A 15,879-nucleotide genomic window follows, 5' to 3' on the forward strand; every position below is an offset into this window, starting at 1 on the left:
TGATATTTTGTTATAATTATATAATTACTATATTCAAGGAGTACACAGATGTACCAGACATATTCGACAAAAGAAAAAATAAAACAGATTTTTGTCATGCTGATCCCGATTTTGATTACACAGTTAGGTATGTTTTCAATGGTATTTTTCAATACCATCATGTCGGGAAAATACAATTCCTCGGACCTTGCAGGTGTAGCGATTGGCTCCTCGATTTGGAGTCCGGTTTTTACAGGGCTCAGCGGAATCCTTCTTGCTGTTTCGCCGATTGCAGCTCAGCGATTTGGTGAGAAAAAGGGAAGAGAGGTATCTTCCATCCTCACACATGGTATTTATTTAGCTTTGATCATCGCTGTACTTGTCATCATCTTGGGGATTTTTCTGCTAAATCCAATTTTAACAGCGATGAATCTCCCGGAAAGCGTTCATGAAACGGCATTTCGCTATCTGGCTGGTTTAGGTTTTGGTATCATGCCACTATTTATTTTTAATGTATTGAGATCATTCATATATGCTATAGGAAAAACAAGAGTGGTCATGTATATCCTGCTGCTGTCATTGCCGATCAACTTCTTTTTGAACTATGTATTGATTTTCGGCCACTGGGGTTTTCCTGAATTAGGAGGAGCCGGAGCTGGTTATGCCACCTCGATCACTTATTATGTGATAGCGGGATTGACAGCATGGGTCATCATTAAGCAAAAACCATTCTCGGAGTTTGTCGGTTTGACATACTTCAAGGAATTTTCTGGTGAAAAAGTGAAGGAGATTCTGAAAATCGGTGTACCGATGGGATTATCAATCTTCTTTGAGACTAGCATGTTTGCTGTTGTCACCATTCTCATCAGCAAATTCAATATTACAACGATAGCTGCCTACCAGTCAGCACTGAATATAGTTTCCTTTCTATATATGATTCCGATGAGTATTTCGATGGCTCAAACTGTACTGGTCGGTTTTGAGGTAGGTGCAGGTCGTTATGAAGATGCCAAAGCATACAGCTGGATGGGGATTTATCTGGGAGCCATCATCGCTGTCGGAGCCGGATTGCTTGTCGTTCTATTCCGATATAAGGTTGCCGGTTTTTATTCGAATGAGCCCGCCGTCATTGATTTAACAGGCCAATTTTTGATTTATGCATTGTTCTTTATGATCTCTGACGCCATCCAGGCCACTGCGCTAGCAGCATTGCGAGGGTATAGAGATGTGAATATATCCTTTATCATCACATTGATCGCCTACTGGCTCATCTGCCTGCCGGTCGGATACCTGCTGGCACACAACACCGGTCTAGGAGCTTCGGGATATTGGGTTGGATTGACAATCGGGTTGCTTGCAGCTGGAATCTCCTTATCATTGAGATTGATATTTATCCAAAAGCGCCGTTTTAACGCTAATATGGCAGAGGTTGTTTAAATTTGAGTGGGGTTCCAATAGGAATCTCACTTTTTTTGTCTGCACTTTGATTTTCTTGATTATCACTCGTACTTAAACTTATAAAAAAATCCTGATACTGGAAAAAACAAAGAAGGAATTCTCCCTTTTTGGAGGAATAAATATTTCATGGAGGTGTTCAAAATGGATTATTTAAAGTTGGTCACTGAGAATTTCAAAAGCATAAAAAATCAGTCTGAAAAAGCGATGGAACAATTGAATTTAGAGGAGCTTCACTATTCGGCAAGCGAAGAATCAAACAGCATTGCCATTATTGCCAAGCATATGAGCGGTAATCTTCAATCAAGATTCCGTGAATTTTTGACAAGTGATGGTGAAAAGCCTGACCGCAACAGGGACGGGGAATTCGAGGGGGCATTTCACACGAAGGAGGATTTGATTTCTCATTGGAATGCTGGCTGGGATGTACTTTTCCAAACACTTTCACAGTTATCACAGGATGACTTGGGTAAAACAGTCTACATTAGAAATGAACCCCACACCGCCATTGAAGCGATTCAGCGTCAGGTTGTCCATCAAGCAACACATGCCGGACAGATCGTCTATTTAGCGAAGTTGATCAAAAATGAGGAATGGAGAACCCTCAGTATTCCAAAGGGTAAATCACAGCAATTCAATGAAAAAATGATGGGGATCTAAACAAAGAAGAGACCTAATAGAAGGTCTCTCTTAAGAATTGACAGCATGTTTTTTTGGTTTGTATTTAGAATATTGAAAACGAATGAAGCAGCCAATGCAAAATCCCAGGATTGCTATAAATGCGGCTAACGCTACCATGATAGTGAAAATGTGACCCAATACCGTTAAACCAGAGGCGTAAGCAAGGAGTCCGCCTGTTAAGCAGCCAACAGCAATTTTTTGATTGAATTGCTGTTGATCCCAGTCTTCCGGGATATAGTCTGATTTTTTCTTTCTAAGAAAGGTGCTCGCTGTTCTCATTACTGGATTATAGGCAAATAGCAGGCCTGAAATTCCTGCGAGAAGCGGCAAAGCCAGGATCCATTCAAGACCAGTTAACCATGTGCTAATGACACTTATGACAATAAACCACTGATTGGTTCTTACCAGCGGCCTAGGAATCGTACGAATTTCAGCAGTCATATTAATTCCGACCTTTCATATTGGTTTATTAGTATTTTATCTTTTTTTCTTAAAAATGTGAAGCCAAGAGTATTTATTTTTATTTTATAAGGAACTTACGGAAATATGGAAAAGTATTCCTGAATATAATAGAATGCTGGTTTTTAATATATAGAGGAATGATGGGGGTAACATGGGGAGAAAAATGAAGGTTACTTGGCTGTTGATTGTTGTGGTATTCATTGGATTAACTGGCTGTTCCCAACCTGTAGCAGAGAAGGCAGAGACAGAGAATAAGGTGATTGAACAGAAAGGCGAGGAAGAAAAAGAACAGGCAAATGACGACCAAGACGAAAATGAGCCTGTTGAAGAAGAAGAAGAGGCTCAACCAATTGTAGTGAATGTGATCGAGCCTACCACTCAAGAAGTGATAAAATCACTTACACCTATTGAAATGGGTTACGAAAGCGATGATGAGAAGTATAGAACAGAATTGAAGAAGTGGGCTAGTGAATTGGCTCGAGGTACGGATACGACTCCAGGATATGACCAAAGGATGATTCCGGATAAACTTGGGCAGGATGGCCAGGTGAAAAAAGGGAGCCCTTTAATCATTTTGGAAGAAGCTGAACTAGTGGAAAATATTATCCAGGCTTCAGAAAAAGGAGGAACTGTCGAGCTTCCGCTGTATGTGACGGCAAGCGGGTATGAATTAAGTGATGCTGCCCAGCTCGGGGAGGTAGTTGTGGGTAAATATACAACTTACTATAATGCATCGGTTGCTGGCAGGACGAAGAACATCGAGCTGTCTGCGGAGGCAATCAACAATGTCATCCTGGGGGTAGGAGATGTATTTTCATTCAATACCACTGTCGGTCCCAGTGATGAAGCACATGGATATCAGCCTGCTGAGGAAATTGTCAACAAAAAGCTGGTTATGGGAATCGGCGGGGGCATCTGCCAGACCTCGTCTACTTTATACAATGCTGTTGATGTTCTGGGTGTTGGATACGTGGAAAAACATCATCACTCGCTATCTGTAGGCTATGTCCCAGAGGGAAGGGACGCAACGGTTTCCTATGGAGGCAAGGATTTCAGGTTCGAGAACACAACAGGAGTACCGCTTTTACTAAAAGCAATCGTAGGAAAAGGGTCTTTGACAGTAGAAGTGAGAACATCAAAGGAATACGAAGCACAAATAAAAAAAGGCATATAAAGGTCTTAAAAGCAATCCGCCAAAAGACGTAGAAAGAATCAATCTGATGGTGAATGTTTCCATATACGAATTCCCTTATTCTTGAATTAAGAACAAGGGAGGCGAACAATATGGAAATGAATTATTTAGCATTAGAATATATTTGGAATACAAAGAAAGAAGAAATGAAAAGGAAGGATGAATTTCGAGAAGCGTATAAACTTTATAACCGTTTTAATTGGAACAATTCTGAAAGGAGAGAGAAGCGGTCAAAATAAATAGGGCTAAGCATAACAAAAGAAAACAGCGGCTGAAAATCAATCCGCTGTTTTCTTAATTTAGCTCAAGCCAGGACTTACTGCATCTTATTCTGTCAGGAAGTCCGCTTCTTTTCATTGACATTCACCAAAAGGCCGCGTTTGATCCAATTGTTAATGACGTTCTACAATGTCCAGAACTTGACGATGTTAATTGTCCTAAAACTGACGGAACTACTGTCCAAAATTGAAAGGGAAGCAGTTCACATGCTTCCCAAAAGTTTTTACAAATCAACTTGATAGGTCTCATTTTTCTTAAGATAGAATCTAACGTCATTTCGGCCGGTAAGAATATACCAATCTCTGCCCAGCTCCAGGCGGCAGGAAAGGGTCCGACCATTTCCTAGATGTAAATCAAACCATTCACCACATCGCATCTTATAGCCGGAGTTCTCTCCCCAAAACACAACCCAACAATCCAATTCTTCATTATAATTCATCTCTTTCCAGCGGGTTTTCATGAAAGTTCCCCCTGGATGACTTGCTTGATCATATGATCATCAATGATCCTTCGGCCATTTTGTGAACCATAGAGAAGACTATGTGTACAGAGCTTATTAATGAGCCTTGCGGCACCACCAGAGAAGCGATGAATCTCGTCAAGTGCTCCATCAGAGAATATTGGTTGATCAACACCGGCATATCGAAGGTGCCTAGAAACATATTCTTCAACCTGGGCACGGTCGAGATGTCCTAGCTGAAACTGGATATCGATTCTTTGGCGTATGGCTGCGTATGATTGGAGTCGAAGCCGATCCCATAATTCACTTTGACCGACCAGGATAAGCGCCATCGGGCTTTGCGAATCCATTTTGAAGTTCAGTAGGAAACGAACCTCTTCAAGCATTTCCCGGTCCAGAAGATGAGCTTCATCCACTACCACTACAGGTTGTAGCCCTCGTATGCCTTTCATTAATTCAATCTCACGATGAAGCTGCCGTTTTGCATCTCCTCGATAAAACTTCGCTTCAGAGCCTAACTGTTCCAAAAGACCTTTGTAAAAATGACGAGGCGTTAACTTAGAGTCGGACAGGTAAAGGATATGGAATTTCCCTTTATCCAATTTGTCCACAAACTTACGGATGGTTGTGGTCTTTCCAGTACCACTATCCCCACTCAGAACGGCAAAAAGCTGTCTTTCAGCTGTGTACTTCAGCCTACCAAGGATTTCTTGCACCATGGAGGAATCATACAATTGATCAGTCGGAAGATCTCTGGCGAAAGGAGTGTTGTCCATTTCATAGAATGCTTCAAACACGGGAATCTTCCTCCTTCCAAACGGCACGGAAGGTCACGGCAGGTTTCTGTTCGGTTAGGCGTTCCTGGTTCTTTCGTTCAGCTGCCTTTAATAGTCTTGAAGATTCTACACCCTGCACCTGCAGGTGCTCAGGTAATGCAGGACGCTTCCCAGCTCTTTCCCCAATGACAAGTTTCTTGGCTTTCCAAGGAGTATGATCCTCGAACTCAATGGTAAGCTCCTCGATATTCGCAGGATCATAAACCACCTCAACCTGTCGTCCAATGAAAGCCAGGCCGACCTCATATTTTTGATCCATGAAACTTATGCATCCTGATTTATCGACTTTCCTTGTTTCACAATGGAGGAATGCATTACTCAAGGTATCAGGATCGATGAACCTAATCGCTTTTTTATCTGAACGAAATGCCGTTTCCGGGCTGATTTTCTCCCCAAGTGCAGAATGAGGCTTATTCTGATAACACTCTGTGAGCCACACTTGGAAAAGCTCATTCAGACGATCAAGTGTATTGGGCTTTTCGATGACAGCCTCACTAATGAATGAATCTATGATTCTATTGAAGCGTTCAATTTTCCCTTTTGATTCAGCTGAGTACGGCCGTGTGTAAGTAAGGCGGGTGCCTATTTTTGAGCAGGTACGCGACATCCATTTGGTTCGATATTGCTTTCCATTATCAAAATAAACAGCCTCTGGAACACCATACTTCTGGATAGCCTGGCGGAAGGCATCCTCGATGATCCTTGAATCCAAGGTAGGATAGAAAGCTGCGTGAAGCACAAACCTGGTGGCGTCATCGATAAAGGCGACAAGATACACTTGTTTCTTTATTCCATTCGGACCAATCGGCAAGTAGGGACCATACTTGATATCTGACTGCCAGAGTTGGTTGCGATGTCGCTTCTGAAATCTTCTGGCAGCTACTCCTGTCTGGGAATAGAGTCGCATATGCCGGGTGCTGTAACCTTTTTCAGCGAGCTTTTCCTGGAGCGTTGATCTTTTGATCTGCCCTGGTTCAGCCAACCCTTCCCATTCGAGTATCTGTATGATTTGAGCCACGCTCCGGCTCGGCACTTCCTTACGCAGAAGGATTGCCTGTTCCAATAAATGAGGAGGGATAGCCTCAGACTTTCGAGCACCTTTTCTTCCTTGTGGCTTTAGTCCCCCAAACCCATCTTCCTGAAATTGAGCCAAATATCGCCTGATGGTTCTTTCTGAAAGACCGCTGGCCTTCGCTATCTGGTCTCTTAATTCCTTTACTTTCCCAGCGTCAAGCCCCTCTGCTAATAAAGGGGATATTAGCTGAAAACGATGCACTGCCAATTCTTCTGATTTCTTATGATCACTCATGATACACTCTCCTCTCTGTGTCTATCACGAGTGTAAATCAGGTGCTATTGGACAATGAATGCGGAACGGGTATGTATCCATAAATTAATATTTACGATGGGCCGGACAATTCTTGTCAGCCATCCATTGGCATCTCCTGCCAAGCGTCCTATCCTTTGAAGTGCGGTCCCTGAACATTTGGACGTGACATCCTGGGGGATATTTCCCTGGTTGGTCCTGATCATGATGGAATTCAAACAGCCAATCCAATAATCCACAAATTGATGAAACCAGCCGTGCCATCTCGAAAGAGTGGAATCATCGGCAGCAACAATATGGGCGGACGGGTTCGTAAGAACGTCTTCGATACATTCAGCCTCATAGCGTTTATAAGGAATCAATAAATCTGGAAGTTCATGATGGATGGTCTGACAATTGGTGCACTGCAATCTTCGGATGTTATATGTTTTACTCTGACCTGTATGATCCTTGGCTTTTCGATTCTTTGTACCTCTAACCAACATGTCTTTACCACAGCATGGGGAAGGAATCCTCCCCGCACCCCTAACTAAAAACTCCAGTATGAGTGTTTTCAATCAGCTGATAATCTGATACAATAACCATATACTTTTTGGTGGGACGTCTCCTGTATAACTGTTGGCGCAGTTATACATTTATGGGGGACGTCTTTTCCTTTCTCCAGAATAAATGTCGAAATGTTTCGAATTATATACGGACATTATAATCGACTAATTCTGGACAGGCAATACCGTCAACTTTCGGATAATTAATGGCGTCAAAAACACCAATAATCAAAATTATCCACTGGAAAAACACTCCGATTCTCCGCGTTATTCATTTTGATGATCACGCTGCTGTTGGAAACCTCCAAAACCCTCAACCTGTCTGAATTATACATATTCGGCAAAAAGCCATGTTGGATTTCAAACTCCATATTATTTTGATATTCCATAGAAAAACCTCCAGCATTTCTTCATGGAATTAATATTTACCAATTAGTGATTATTTATCCATTATCGAAAACCCTAAAAAGCAAGAGGGAGAACCTCTTGCTTCGACCTAACTTCTTTTAATTCTTCAATACATTGAAATATCTTGCCTCTGGATGGGAAAAGACGATTGCGGTAACTGATGCTTCAGGTTCCATCATGAATCCCTCAGTCAAGTGAATACCGATATCTTCTGGTTTGATCAAGTTGAAAAGCTTTCGTTGATCTTCTAAATCAGGACAGGCAGGATAGCCGAATGAGAAGCGCTGGCCTTGATACTTAGCAGCAAATCGGTCCTTCATTGTCATATCAGGTGTGTCAGGAAAACCCCATCGATCACGGATTTGGCGGTGGATCAATTCAGCAAATCCTTCTGCCGTCTCAAGTGCAAGTGCCTGAAGGGCATGGCTTTCCAGGAATCTGCCTTCGCTTTTCAGTTGTTCTGCTGCCTGGCGTATTCCTGCACCTGCTGTGACTGCGAACATCCCAACGTAATCCTTTTCGGAATCGCTGACAGGGCGGACGTAATCTGCAAGGCATAATCCCGGTGAAACCTCTTGTCTCGGGAATTCAAAAGTCTCAATAATTTGATCACGCTGTTCAGGATTGAATATATGCAGTTTATCTTCTTCTGACTGAGCAGGGAAGAACTGATAAACAGCAGCTGGTTTAATCCATTCATTTGCTTTTGCTTCTTTTAAAAGCGATTGAACAACCTCGTGAAGCTTGACTGCCTTCTCATTTCCATCCGCCAGCAATCTATCTACTTTTCCCTTTAATCCGAGATGATGCCCTAGCAGCATTTGCTGATTGATATAGGGCTCAATATGGGACAGGGAGTATGATTTAACCAGATGTCTTTTTGTATCCTGCGGAATGAATACCGGTGCCATTGCTGTTACTTTTGGACGGTCTAAAACGGTTGTGGCAGAGGTTCGGCCCGGTGCCGAATATTCCTGCTTATTCATCGCGGCTTCTTGCTTAGCTTTTTGTTCTGTTAAAAATTGTTCGTACCCGTCCGGCTCCCTGAGTTGATTAGCGATAGACAGACCGTTCATCGCATCTTTTGCATAAAGTACAAGTCCGTCATACTCTTTAGCGATTTTTGTATCTGTGAATTTCCTGGATAAAGCAGCACCGCCCACAAGGATGGGAGTGTCGATTCCTGCTTGCTTCATATCATGGGCAGTCAGGACCATCTGCTGAGCGGATTTCACCAGCAATCCTGAGAGACCGATGATATCAGGCTTTTCCTTTTTGATCTCCTCAATAAGGACAGTTGGGGTAACCTTGATCCCAAGATCGACCACATCATAACCGTTATTGCTGAGGATAATATCCACCAGGTTTTTGCCTATATCATGCACATCGCCTTTCACAGTGGCGAGCAGCACCTTTCCTTTTGCGGCGGTTGAAGCATTTTTCTCCATAAAAGGCTCCAAGTAAGACACGGCAGCTTTCATGACTTCTGCACTCTGAAGGACCTCGGCCACAATTAATTGGTTATCATTGAACAGCCTGCCAACTTCCTTCATTCCGTCCATCAATGGACCATTGATGATATCAAGCGGGGCAGGGTAGCTTTCGAGTGCTGTTTCAAGGTCTGGGAGGAGACCTTCTTTCGTGCCTTCAACTACATAATAGGCCAACCTTTCTTCAAGCGTCATATCCGGAAGGGTGCTTTTTGTTTCCTTCTTTTTATCACGGTAAAAATCAGTGAATTCTGCAAGTGTTTGATCTGTAGTATTGAATAATAAGTCTTCCGCCATTTTAATTTCCTGTGGACTTATTGAAGCAAAGCGTTCTAGTTTTTCCGTGTTCACAATGGCGTAATCCAGTCCAGCCTGGGTGCAATGATAAAGAAAAACAGAATTTAATACTTCACGGCCAACAGGAGGGAGGCCGAAAGAAACATTACTGATACCAAGGATTGTTTGTGTTTCCGGCAAAGCTTCCTTAATCCTCCTGATTCCATCCACGGTTGCCTTCGCTGAGCCAATATACTGTTCATCTCCGGTGCCGACAGGAAAGACGAGCGGATCAAAAATCAAGTCCTGTGCCGGTATTTTATACTTATTGACAAGCAGGTCGTATGAACGTTTGGCAATTTCCAACTTCCTTTCAGCAGTCACCCCCATACCCTCTTCATCAATCGTTCCGACAACCACTGCGCCCCCATACTTATGGATCAGAGAAGCAACTGACTTGAATCGTTCTTCACCGTCCTCCAAATTGATGGAATTAATGATCGCCTTACCCTGGGAATAACTGAGCGCTTTTTCGATTACTTCATCATCAGTAGAATCAATCACGAGCGGCGCCTTCACCTTTTTAACAACTTCCTTAATAAATCCTTCCATATCCTGAAGCTCATCTCTGTCAGGGTCAGCCAGGCAGATATCAATGACATGCGCTCCGTTTCTAACCTGTGCCCTTGCAATCTCTGCTGCTTCTTCCAATTTTCCTTCTGAAATCAGGCGTTTGAATTTCCGTGACCCAATTACGTTGGTACGTTCTCCTACCATAATTGGCCTTAGTGTCGGATCGTCATAGATGAAAGGCTCAATCCCCGAAACCATGTGAAGCTTATTCTCTTCCGTCTGCCTTGGCTGGCGCTGCTGCATTTTTTCAGAAATCGCCTTTATATGTGCGGGTGTTGTACCACAGCAGCCACCGACGATATTCAGCCAGCCTTCACGCGCAAAATCGGAAAGCTTCTGGGCAAGCGTGTCAGGTGTTTCATGATATTGACCTTCCTCATCTGGCAGGCCAGCGTTCGGATAACAGCTGACAGCAGAAGTCGAAAGGGAGGACAGTGAACGCAGATGTTCCTGCATGAATTCCGGCCCTGTTGCGCAATTCAGTCCGATCGCAATCGGATTCATATGCTGCACTGAAATATAAAAAGCTTCGATCGATTGGCCAGCGAGTGTGGTCCCCATTGGTTCGATAGTGGCAGAAATCATAAGAGGGAGCTCTTTGCCACTTTTATTGAATGCACGCTGGATGCCCGTATAGGCCGCTTTTACATTCAGCAAATCCTGGCTCGTTTCAAGCAAAAGCAAGTCGACATGGCCATCAATCAACCCAAGAGCCTGTTCCTCATACGAAGCAGACATCTCCTCAAAAGTTGCGCCGCCAGTGACACTAAGAGTTTTGGTTGTCGGGCCCATAGAACCAGCCACAAATCGGGGCTGAGAAGGAGTGGAGACTTTGTCGGCTGCTTTCCTGGCAATCAGGGCTGCTTCCTTGTTGATCTCGTAAGCCCTGTGGCCCAGGCCATATTCGTCAAGTACAAGACTGGTGGCTCCGAAAGTATTCGTCTCCACGATGTCCGCACCGGCTTCAAAGTATTCCACATGTATTTTTTCAATCAATTCCGGGAGCGTTATATTCAGAATTTCGTTACACCCGTCATACTCTTCTCCGCCAAAGTCTTCTGGGGTCAAATCTGCCTGCTGGAGCATCGTGCCCATCGCGCCATCCATGATCAGGATTTTTTTCTTCATCTGTTCAGTTAACAAGGTTGACATTTTGTTTCCTCCTCTTTAGAAGGCTGCTGTATTCATTAGCGTAGCTGGATAACTCGACACTCATTTCATAGTTCATAAAAGGGGTGATGATATAGATTCCGTTAAACAGTTCTGCTGCAGCCTCGATCAATCCCTTTGTAATCGCGATGCCTTCCTTTTTCGATTGAAGTGGTTCATTATTGAATTTCGCCATAATGTCGAGTACTTCCTGTGCAATTTTGATGCCAGGAACCTCATTGTGAAGGAATTCAGCGTTTCGGCTGCTCGTAAGCGGCATCAGTCCTATATATACAGGAGCATCGATATGCTTTGTTGCTTCATGGACATCCAGAAGCATTTTTTGAGAATAAACTGGCTGGGTGATGAAATAATGTGCACCAGCCCGGATTTTCTTTTCCATCCTCATGACAGCCTTATCGAGGGAACGGACATTTGGATTGAAGGCTGCACCTATTGAAAAAGCTCCTTTTTGTCCTAAATCTTTTCCAGAGTAGGAGAGACCCTCGTTAAACTGCGTGATCATCTCAATTAGTTCAAATGAAGAGACATCAAAAACAGAAGATGCGCCTGGAAAATCACCTACTCGTGCTGGATCGCCAGTAACGGCTAACACATCATGCAGTCCAAGTGTATGCAAACCCATTAAATGAGATTGAAGTCCTATGATATTTCGGTCGCGGCATGTTAGATGCACAAGCGGTCGCAAGCCTACTTTTTCCTTCACAAGCTGCCCGATTGCCGCATTTGAAATCCTTGGCGAAGCAAGTGAATTGTCAGCCAGGGTAAGGGCGTCAATTCCTGTATCCTTTAGTGCCTTTGCTCCTTCAAAAAATCGGGTAGTATCCAGTTTTCGCGGTGAATCAAGCTCTACAATCACAGAAGGCCGCTCTTGTACTACCTGATGAAGTGGAGCCATCGGCCTTTTTACATCAGTTGGAGTGACAATGATTTTCGGTTTCTTTGCTGGGATTTTCTTATTTAATACCGGGGCTAAACCCTTTAGCTCATCAGCAAATGCCTTAATATGTTGAGGAGTCGTTCCACAGCAGCCCCCAATCAGCCTGACACCCTGGTCCCGGAAACTGCCGGCCGATTTTCCGAAATAGTCAGGATCGCCTTCGTAATGGAATTTACCATCCGTATAAGCAGGCAAACCGGCATTAGGATAGGCTGAAAGAAATGCCTTTGAAGGCAGTTCGATCTGCTCCAGGCTTGAAATCATATGATGGGGCCCAAGTCTGCAATTAAGGCCGACCAGATTTGCACCAAGATCTTCGAGTCTATGGAAGGCCTCCTGCAGGGGAGTTTGGTCCTGCATGATCCCGATTTCCTGAAGGGATACCTGGGCGATGATTGGCAGATTGGTTTCCTTTCTGGCAATTTCGAGAACGGTCTCGATTTCTTCCATATCATAAAAAGTTTCCAGCAGAAGTCCGTCTACACCTTCAAGGAGAAGGCAGTAGAGCTGCTCCCTGAAACTTCTTTTGATTTCCTCAATGGGAATGGCAGATGGTCTTATACCCCTGTTCCCGCCAATTGTCCCAAGTACATATGCATCAGTGCCGGCTGCCTGGCGGGCGAGCTTAACTGCCGCACTATTAATCTCTTTTACCTGGTCCTCGAGTCCATATCTTTCAAGTTTAATATAATTCGCCGCGTAAGTATTGGTCTGGATCAGATCAGCACCTGCATTTATATAAGCTTTATGGATCTGGATGATGTCATCTGGATGTGAAATGTTCAACTCCTCATAACAAGTACCGGCTCCATAAGAGTGAAGGAGAGTCCCAATCGCTCCATCGGCAATTAAAATTTCATTTTCCAGGCGTTTCAGGAAACTCATCTGACTTCCTCCTTTTTCACTGCAAAAATTCCTATGGTATTCAAAGCTTGTTCGATGTCCGCAATCAAGTCCTCTGCGCTCTCCAACCCGACTGAGAGGCGGAGGAGTCCTTCACTGATTCCGCGTCTTTCACGTTCATGCTGCGGCATGGCTGCATGGGACATTTTCGCTGGGTAGGAGAGGATGGATTCAACCGCTCCAAGACTTACAGCAAAAACTGGCAGTTTCACTTGTTCTATGAATCTGGATAAAACCTCTGCATTTTCAAGTTCAAAGGATAATACCGCTCCTGTGCCATATGCCTGCTGCTTTTGAATGCCTGATTGCGGGTGGTTCAGTAGACCAGGGTAATAAACATTCTTGATTAGAGGTTGTTTTAGTAAAAATCCAGCGATCTTCCGTGCGCTTTCCTGAGATTGATTCATTCTGACCGACAGGGTCTTTATGCCTCGCATCACAAGCCATGCATCCTGCACGCCCAAAACTGCACCGAAAGAGTTTTGAAGAGAATACAGCCTTTTTGCCAGTTCTTCATCTTTGACTACCGCTAAACCCGCGACCGTATCACTGTGGCCTGAAAGAAACTTTGTGGCGCTATGGAGGACAATATCAGCTCCGAGATCAAGCGGGCGCTGCAAGTATGGAGTCATGAAAGTATTGTCGACAAATGTTAGTGCGCTGTGTTTCTTCGCTATTTCGCTGATAGCACGAATATCCGTTACTTTTAACAGCGGATTAGAAGGCGTTTCTGCATATAGCAAGGCAGTGTTTGGCCTAATTGCTTCTTCCACCGCCTCAAGGTCGGTCATATCGACAAAAGTGTGCTCAATACCAAAACGGTTCAACACCTGTGTCACCATCCGGTATGTCCCTCCATAAACATCCTCAGTGACGACCACATGATCTCCTTGTGAGAGAAGCAAAAATGCCGTTGAAATAGCAGCCATTCCGGACGAAAAGGCAAAACCGCGAACACCGCCTTCCAGCTCGGCGATAATTTCCTCAAGCGCCTCTCTGGTGGGATTAAGGCTGCGGCTATAATCGTATTTTCCGAACTCATCCGCAGAAACCTGATGGAAGGTAGAGGCATGCTGTATGGGCACACTCACTCCTCCGGTGGCCGGGTCAACTTTATGTTTGTTATGCAGCAGCTGGGTTTCGAATGTATAGCGTTGGCTCATATCACTTCAGCCTCCTGGCGTGCCTTATTGAATGCTTCTTCCAAATCAGATTTTAAATCCTCAACATTCTCGATTCCCACAGAGAACCGCAGCAGCCGGTCACAAACTCCCGTTTTTTCACGAATTTCTGCCGGGATGTCGGCATGTGTCTGGGTTGCAGGGTAGGTGATGAAGCTTTCAACACCGCCGAGACTTTCTGCAAACGTGATGACCGACAGACTTTTTAAAAATGGATTGACCATGGCAAGGGAGTGGACCCTGAAGGAAATCATTCCGCCTCTACCTGGATAAAGGACATCCTTGACTGAAGGATGATGCTGTAAATAATCGACCAGCTCACTGGCATTTTTCTCGTGACGTTCCATTCTTAATGACAATGTCTTCATACCGCGGATGAGCAGCCAGGAGTCGAATGGACTCAAAACCGCACCACCGCCATTATGATGGAGGAAGAGGGATTCACAAAGGTGCTGCCCTTTTGCCACGATCAATCCTGCAAGGACATCATTATGACCGCCCAGATATTTAGTTGCACTGTGGATTACGATATCTGCACCTAATGTCAATGGCTTTTGCAGCAGGGGAGTGTAGAAGGTATTATCAACAATCAGCAGAATACCGTTCTCTTTGGCAATTTTAGCAATTGCTTCAATATCAGCTTGCTCCATGAGCGGATTAGTCGGCGTCTCTACAAAAAGAGCCTTCGTCTTTTGTGTTATGGCCGATTTGACTTCGTTTAGATCAGACAGGTCAGCATATGTACTTTGTAATCCCCATTTTTTGAAGCCTTGTTCGAGAAGACGATAAGTTCCTCCATATAGATCCTTAGAGACAATCCATTCATCGCCGTGCTCAAATAAAGAAAGAACAGTCCAGATTGCTGCCATTCCTGAGCTGCAGGCAAATCCCCGGTCACCCTCTTCCAGGTCTGCAATCGCCTTTTCAAGAATTTCACGAGTAGGATTGCCGGTGCGGACATAATCATAACCACTGGATTGGCCAATCCCTTCGTGCCGATAGGCTGTCGTTAAATAGATTGGCGGATTGACCGCACCTGTTGTAGATTCACTCCTGTTTCCAAGCTGCGCTAGCTTTGTATCGATTTTTGCCAATTTACTCACTCCTATGGATTGTAGTGGAGGGCAATTTTTGTTTTATAAAAAAAGACGAGATCTTCGACTTAAAGCAGACAATTCCACAAAAGCTCCAGAAAACATTGCGGTGAGTCCTTAATAAAACAAAAAAAGCCTTCTTAAGAAGAAGACTTTTACAGATGATAGCCATTCTTCTTATCTGCCAAGTTTAAAAACTTGCTGGAATTAGCACCTTTTCAACAAACATGGTTGAAGGTTGCTGAAGCTTCATTGGGCCAGACCCTCAGCTTCTCTGGATAAGATTTCATATTATTGAATAATTAAATTTCTCTAAATATTACAGCTGTTGGAGATGAATGTCAATCATTTTATTAAAGCGGTAAAGTAAATAGGTAAAAAATCAGGGGGCTAAGGGGGCTAAGACTGTCAAGAATCTGCTGTTATTCTGACAGCTTTGCAGCTTATGGACGCAATCCTGTCAAGATTCTGCTGTTATTCTGACAGCTTTTCAGCTTATGGGTGCAAACCTGTCAAGAATCTGTTGTTATTTTGACAGCTACCTACTTTCGGACTTAAAGTTGTCAAA

14 protein-coding genes and 1 riboswitch are annotated in these 15,879 nt (G+C 43.9%); of the genes, 4 read left to right on the top strand and 10 right to left on the bottom strand.

Going from position 1 to position 15,879, the window contains the following annotated elements:
- Positions 1 to 48 precede the first annotated feature (48 nt).
- Positions 49 to 1,416, top strand: a complete 1,368-nt coding sequence (locus tag RH061_RS11295) for an MATE family efflux transporter (protein ID WP_311076138.1) — start codon at positions 49 to 51, stop codon at positions 1,414 to 1,416.
- A gap of 162 nt (positions 1,417 to 1,578) precedes the next feature.
- Positions 1,579 to 2,094 (top strand): DUF1572 family protein, encoded by a 516-nt coding sequence (locus tag RH061_RS11300; protein WP_396654876.1) that lies wholly within the window; start codon positions 1,579 to 1,581, stop codon positions 2,092 to 2,094.
- A 30-nt stretch (positions 2,095 to 2,124) separates the two neighbouring features.
- Here RH061_RS11300 and RH061_RS11305 read toward each other — a convergent pair whose 3' ends face one another.
- Positions 2,125 to 2,556, bottom strand: coding sequence for a DUF4395 domain-containing protein (locus tag RH061_RS11305; protein WP_311076143.1), 432 nt, complete (start codon positions 2,554 to 2,556; stop codon positions 2,125 to 2,127).
- A gap of 172 nt (positions 2,557 to 2,728) precedes the next feature.
- On the opposite strand from RH061_RS11305, the gene RH061_RS11310 reads away from it, so the two are divergent.
- Both RH061_RS11310 and RH061_RS11315 read left to right on the top strand, forming a co-directional pair.
- A complete protein-coding gene (locus RH061_RS11310) occupies positions 2,729 to 3,751 on the top strand; it encodes a VanW family protein (RefSeq protein WP_311076145.1) in 1,023 nt (340 codons plus the stop codon).
- Positions 3,752 to 3,861: 110 nt separating this feature from the next.
- A complete protein-coding gene (locus RH061_RS11315) occupies positions 3,862 to 4,008 on the top strand; it encodes a hypothetical protein (RefSeq protein WP_311076147.1) in 147 nt (48 codons plus the stop codon).
- Positions 4,009 to 4,271: 263 nt separating this feature from the next.
- Here the strand turns inward: RH061_RS11315 and RH061_RS11320 are convergent, their stop codons facing one another.
- From RH061_RS11320 to RH061_RS11360, 9 genes are all read right to left on the bottom strand, one after another.
- Positions 4,272 to 4,508: a DUF5348 domain-containing protein gene (locus RH061_RS11320; RefSeq protein ID WP_311070899.1), complete on the bottom strand. Its 237-nt coding sequence runs from the start codon at positions 4,506 to 4,508 to the stop codon at positions 4,272 to 4,274.
- On the bottom strand, positions 4,505 to 5,305 hold the full coding sequence (locus RH061_RS11325; RefSeq protein WP_311070901.1) for an ExeA family protein: 801 nt from the start codon (positions 5,303 to 5,305) through the stop codon (positions 4,505 to 4,507). The genes RH061_RS11320 and RH061_RS11325 overlap by 4 nt, the downstream gene beginning before the upstream one ends.
- Positions 5,298 to 6,653 carry a DDE-type integrase/transposase/recombinase gene (locus tag RH061_RS11330; RefSeq protein ID WP_311070902.1) on the bottom strand — a complete coding sequence of 452 codons (1,356 nt, stop codon included), beginning with the start codon at positions 6,651 to 6,653 and terminating at the stop codon, positions 5,298 to 5,300. Before RH061_RS11330 ends, RH061_RS11325 begins: the two co-directional genes overlap by 8 nt.
- Positions 6,654 to 6,697: 44 nt before the next feature.
- Positions 6,698 to 7,228: a DUF6431 domain-containing protein gene (locus tag RH061_RS11335; RefSeq protein ID WP_311070903.1), complete on the bottom strand. Its 531-nt coding sequence runs from the start codon at positions 7,226 to 7,228 to the stop codon at positions 6,698 to 6,700.
- Positions 7,229 to 7,428: 200 nt separating this feature from the next.
- Complete coding sequence (locus RH061_RS11340) at positions 7,429 to 7,605, bottom strand: hypothetical protein (protein ID WP_311076149.1); 177 nt, start codon at positions 7,603 to 7,605, stop codon at positions 7,429 to 7,431.
- Positions 7,606 to 7,722: 117 nt separating this feature from the next.
- Entirely contained in the window at positions 7,723 to 11,175 is a 3,453-nt protein-coding gene (gene metH / locus RH061_RS11345) for a methionine synthase (protein ID WP_311076151.1), read from the bottom strand.
- The gene (locus RH061_RS11350) at positions 11,156 to 13,018 is read right to left on the bottom strand and encodes a bifunctional homocysteine S-methyltransferase/methylenetetrahydrofolate reductase (RefSeq protein ID WP_311076153.1); all 1,863 of its coding nucleotides are present in this window, start codon (positions 13,016 to 13,018) and stop codon (positions 11,156 to 11,158) included. The genes metH and RH061_RS11350 overlap by 20 nt, the downstream gene beginning before the upstream one ends.
- Positions 13,015 to 14,199 (bottom strand): cystathionine beta-lyase, encoded by a 1,185-nt coding sequence (gene metC / locus RH061_RS11355; protein WP_311076154.1) that lies wholly within the window; start codon positions 14,197 to 14,199, stop codon positions 13,015 to 13,017. Before metC ends, RH061_RS11350 begins: the two co-directional genes overlap by 4 nt.
- Positions 14,196 to 15,311 carry a methionine biosynthesis PLP-dependent protein gene (locus RH061_RS11360; protein WP_311076156.1) on the bottom strand — a complete coding sequence of 372 codons (1,116 nt, stop codon included), beginning with the start codon at positions 15,309 to 15,311 and terminating at the stop codon, positions 14,196 to 14,198. The genes metC and RH061_RS11360 overlap by 4 nt, the downstream gene beginning before the upstream one ends.
- Positions 15,312 to 15,485: 174 nt before the next feature.
- Positions 15,486 to 15,596: riboswitch (SAM riboswitch) on the bottom strand.
- Positions 15,597 to 15,879 lie beyond the last annotated feature (283 nt).

It is taken from the genome of Mesobacillus jeotgali (assembly GCF_031759225.1).
GTDB classification, from domain to species: Bacteria; Bacillota; Bacilli; order Bacillales; family Cytobacillaceae; genus Mesobacillus; species Mesobacillus jeotgali_B.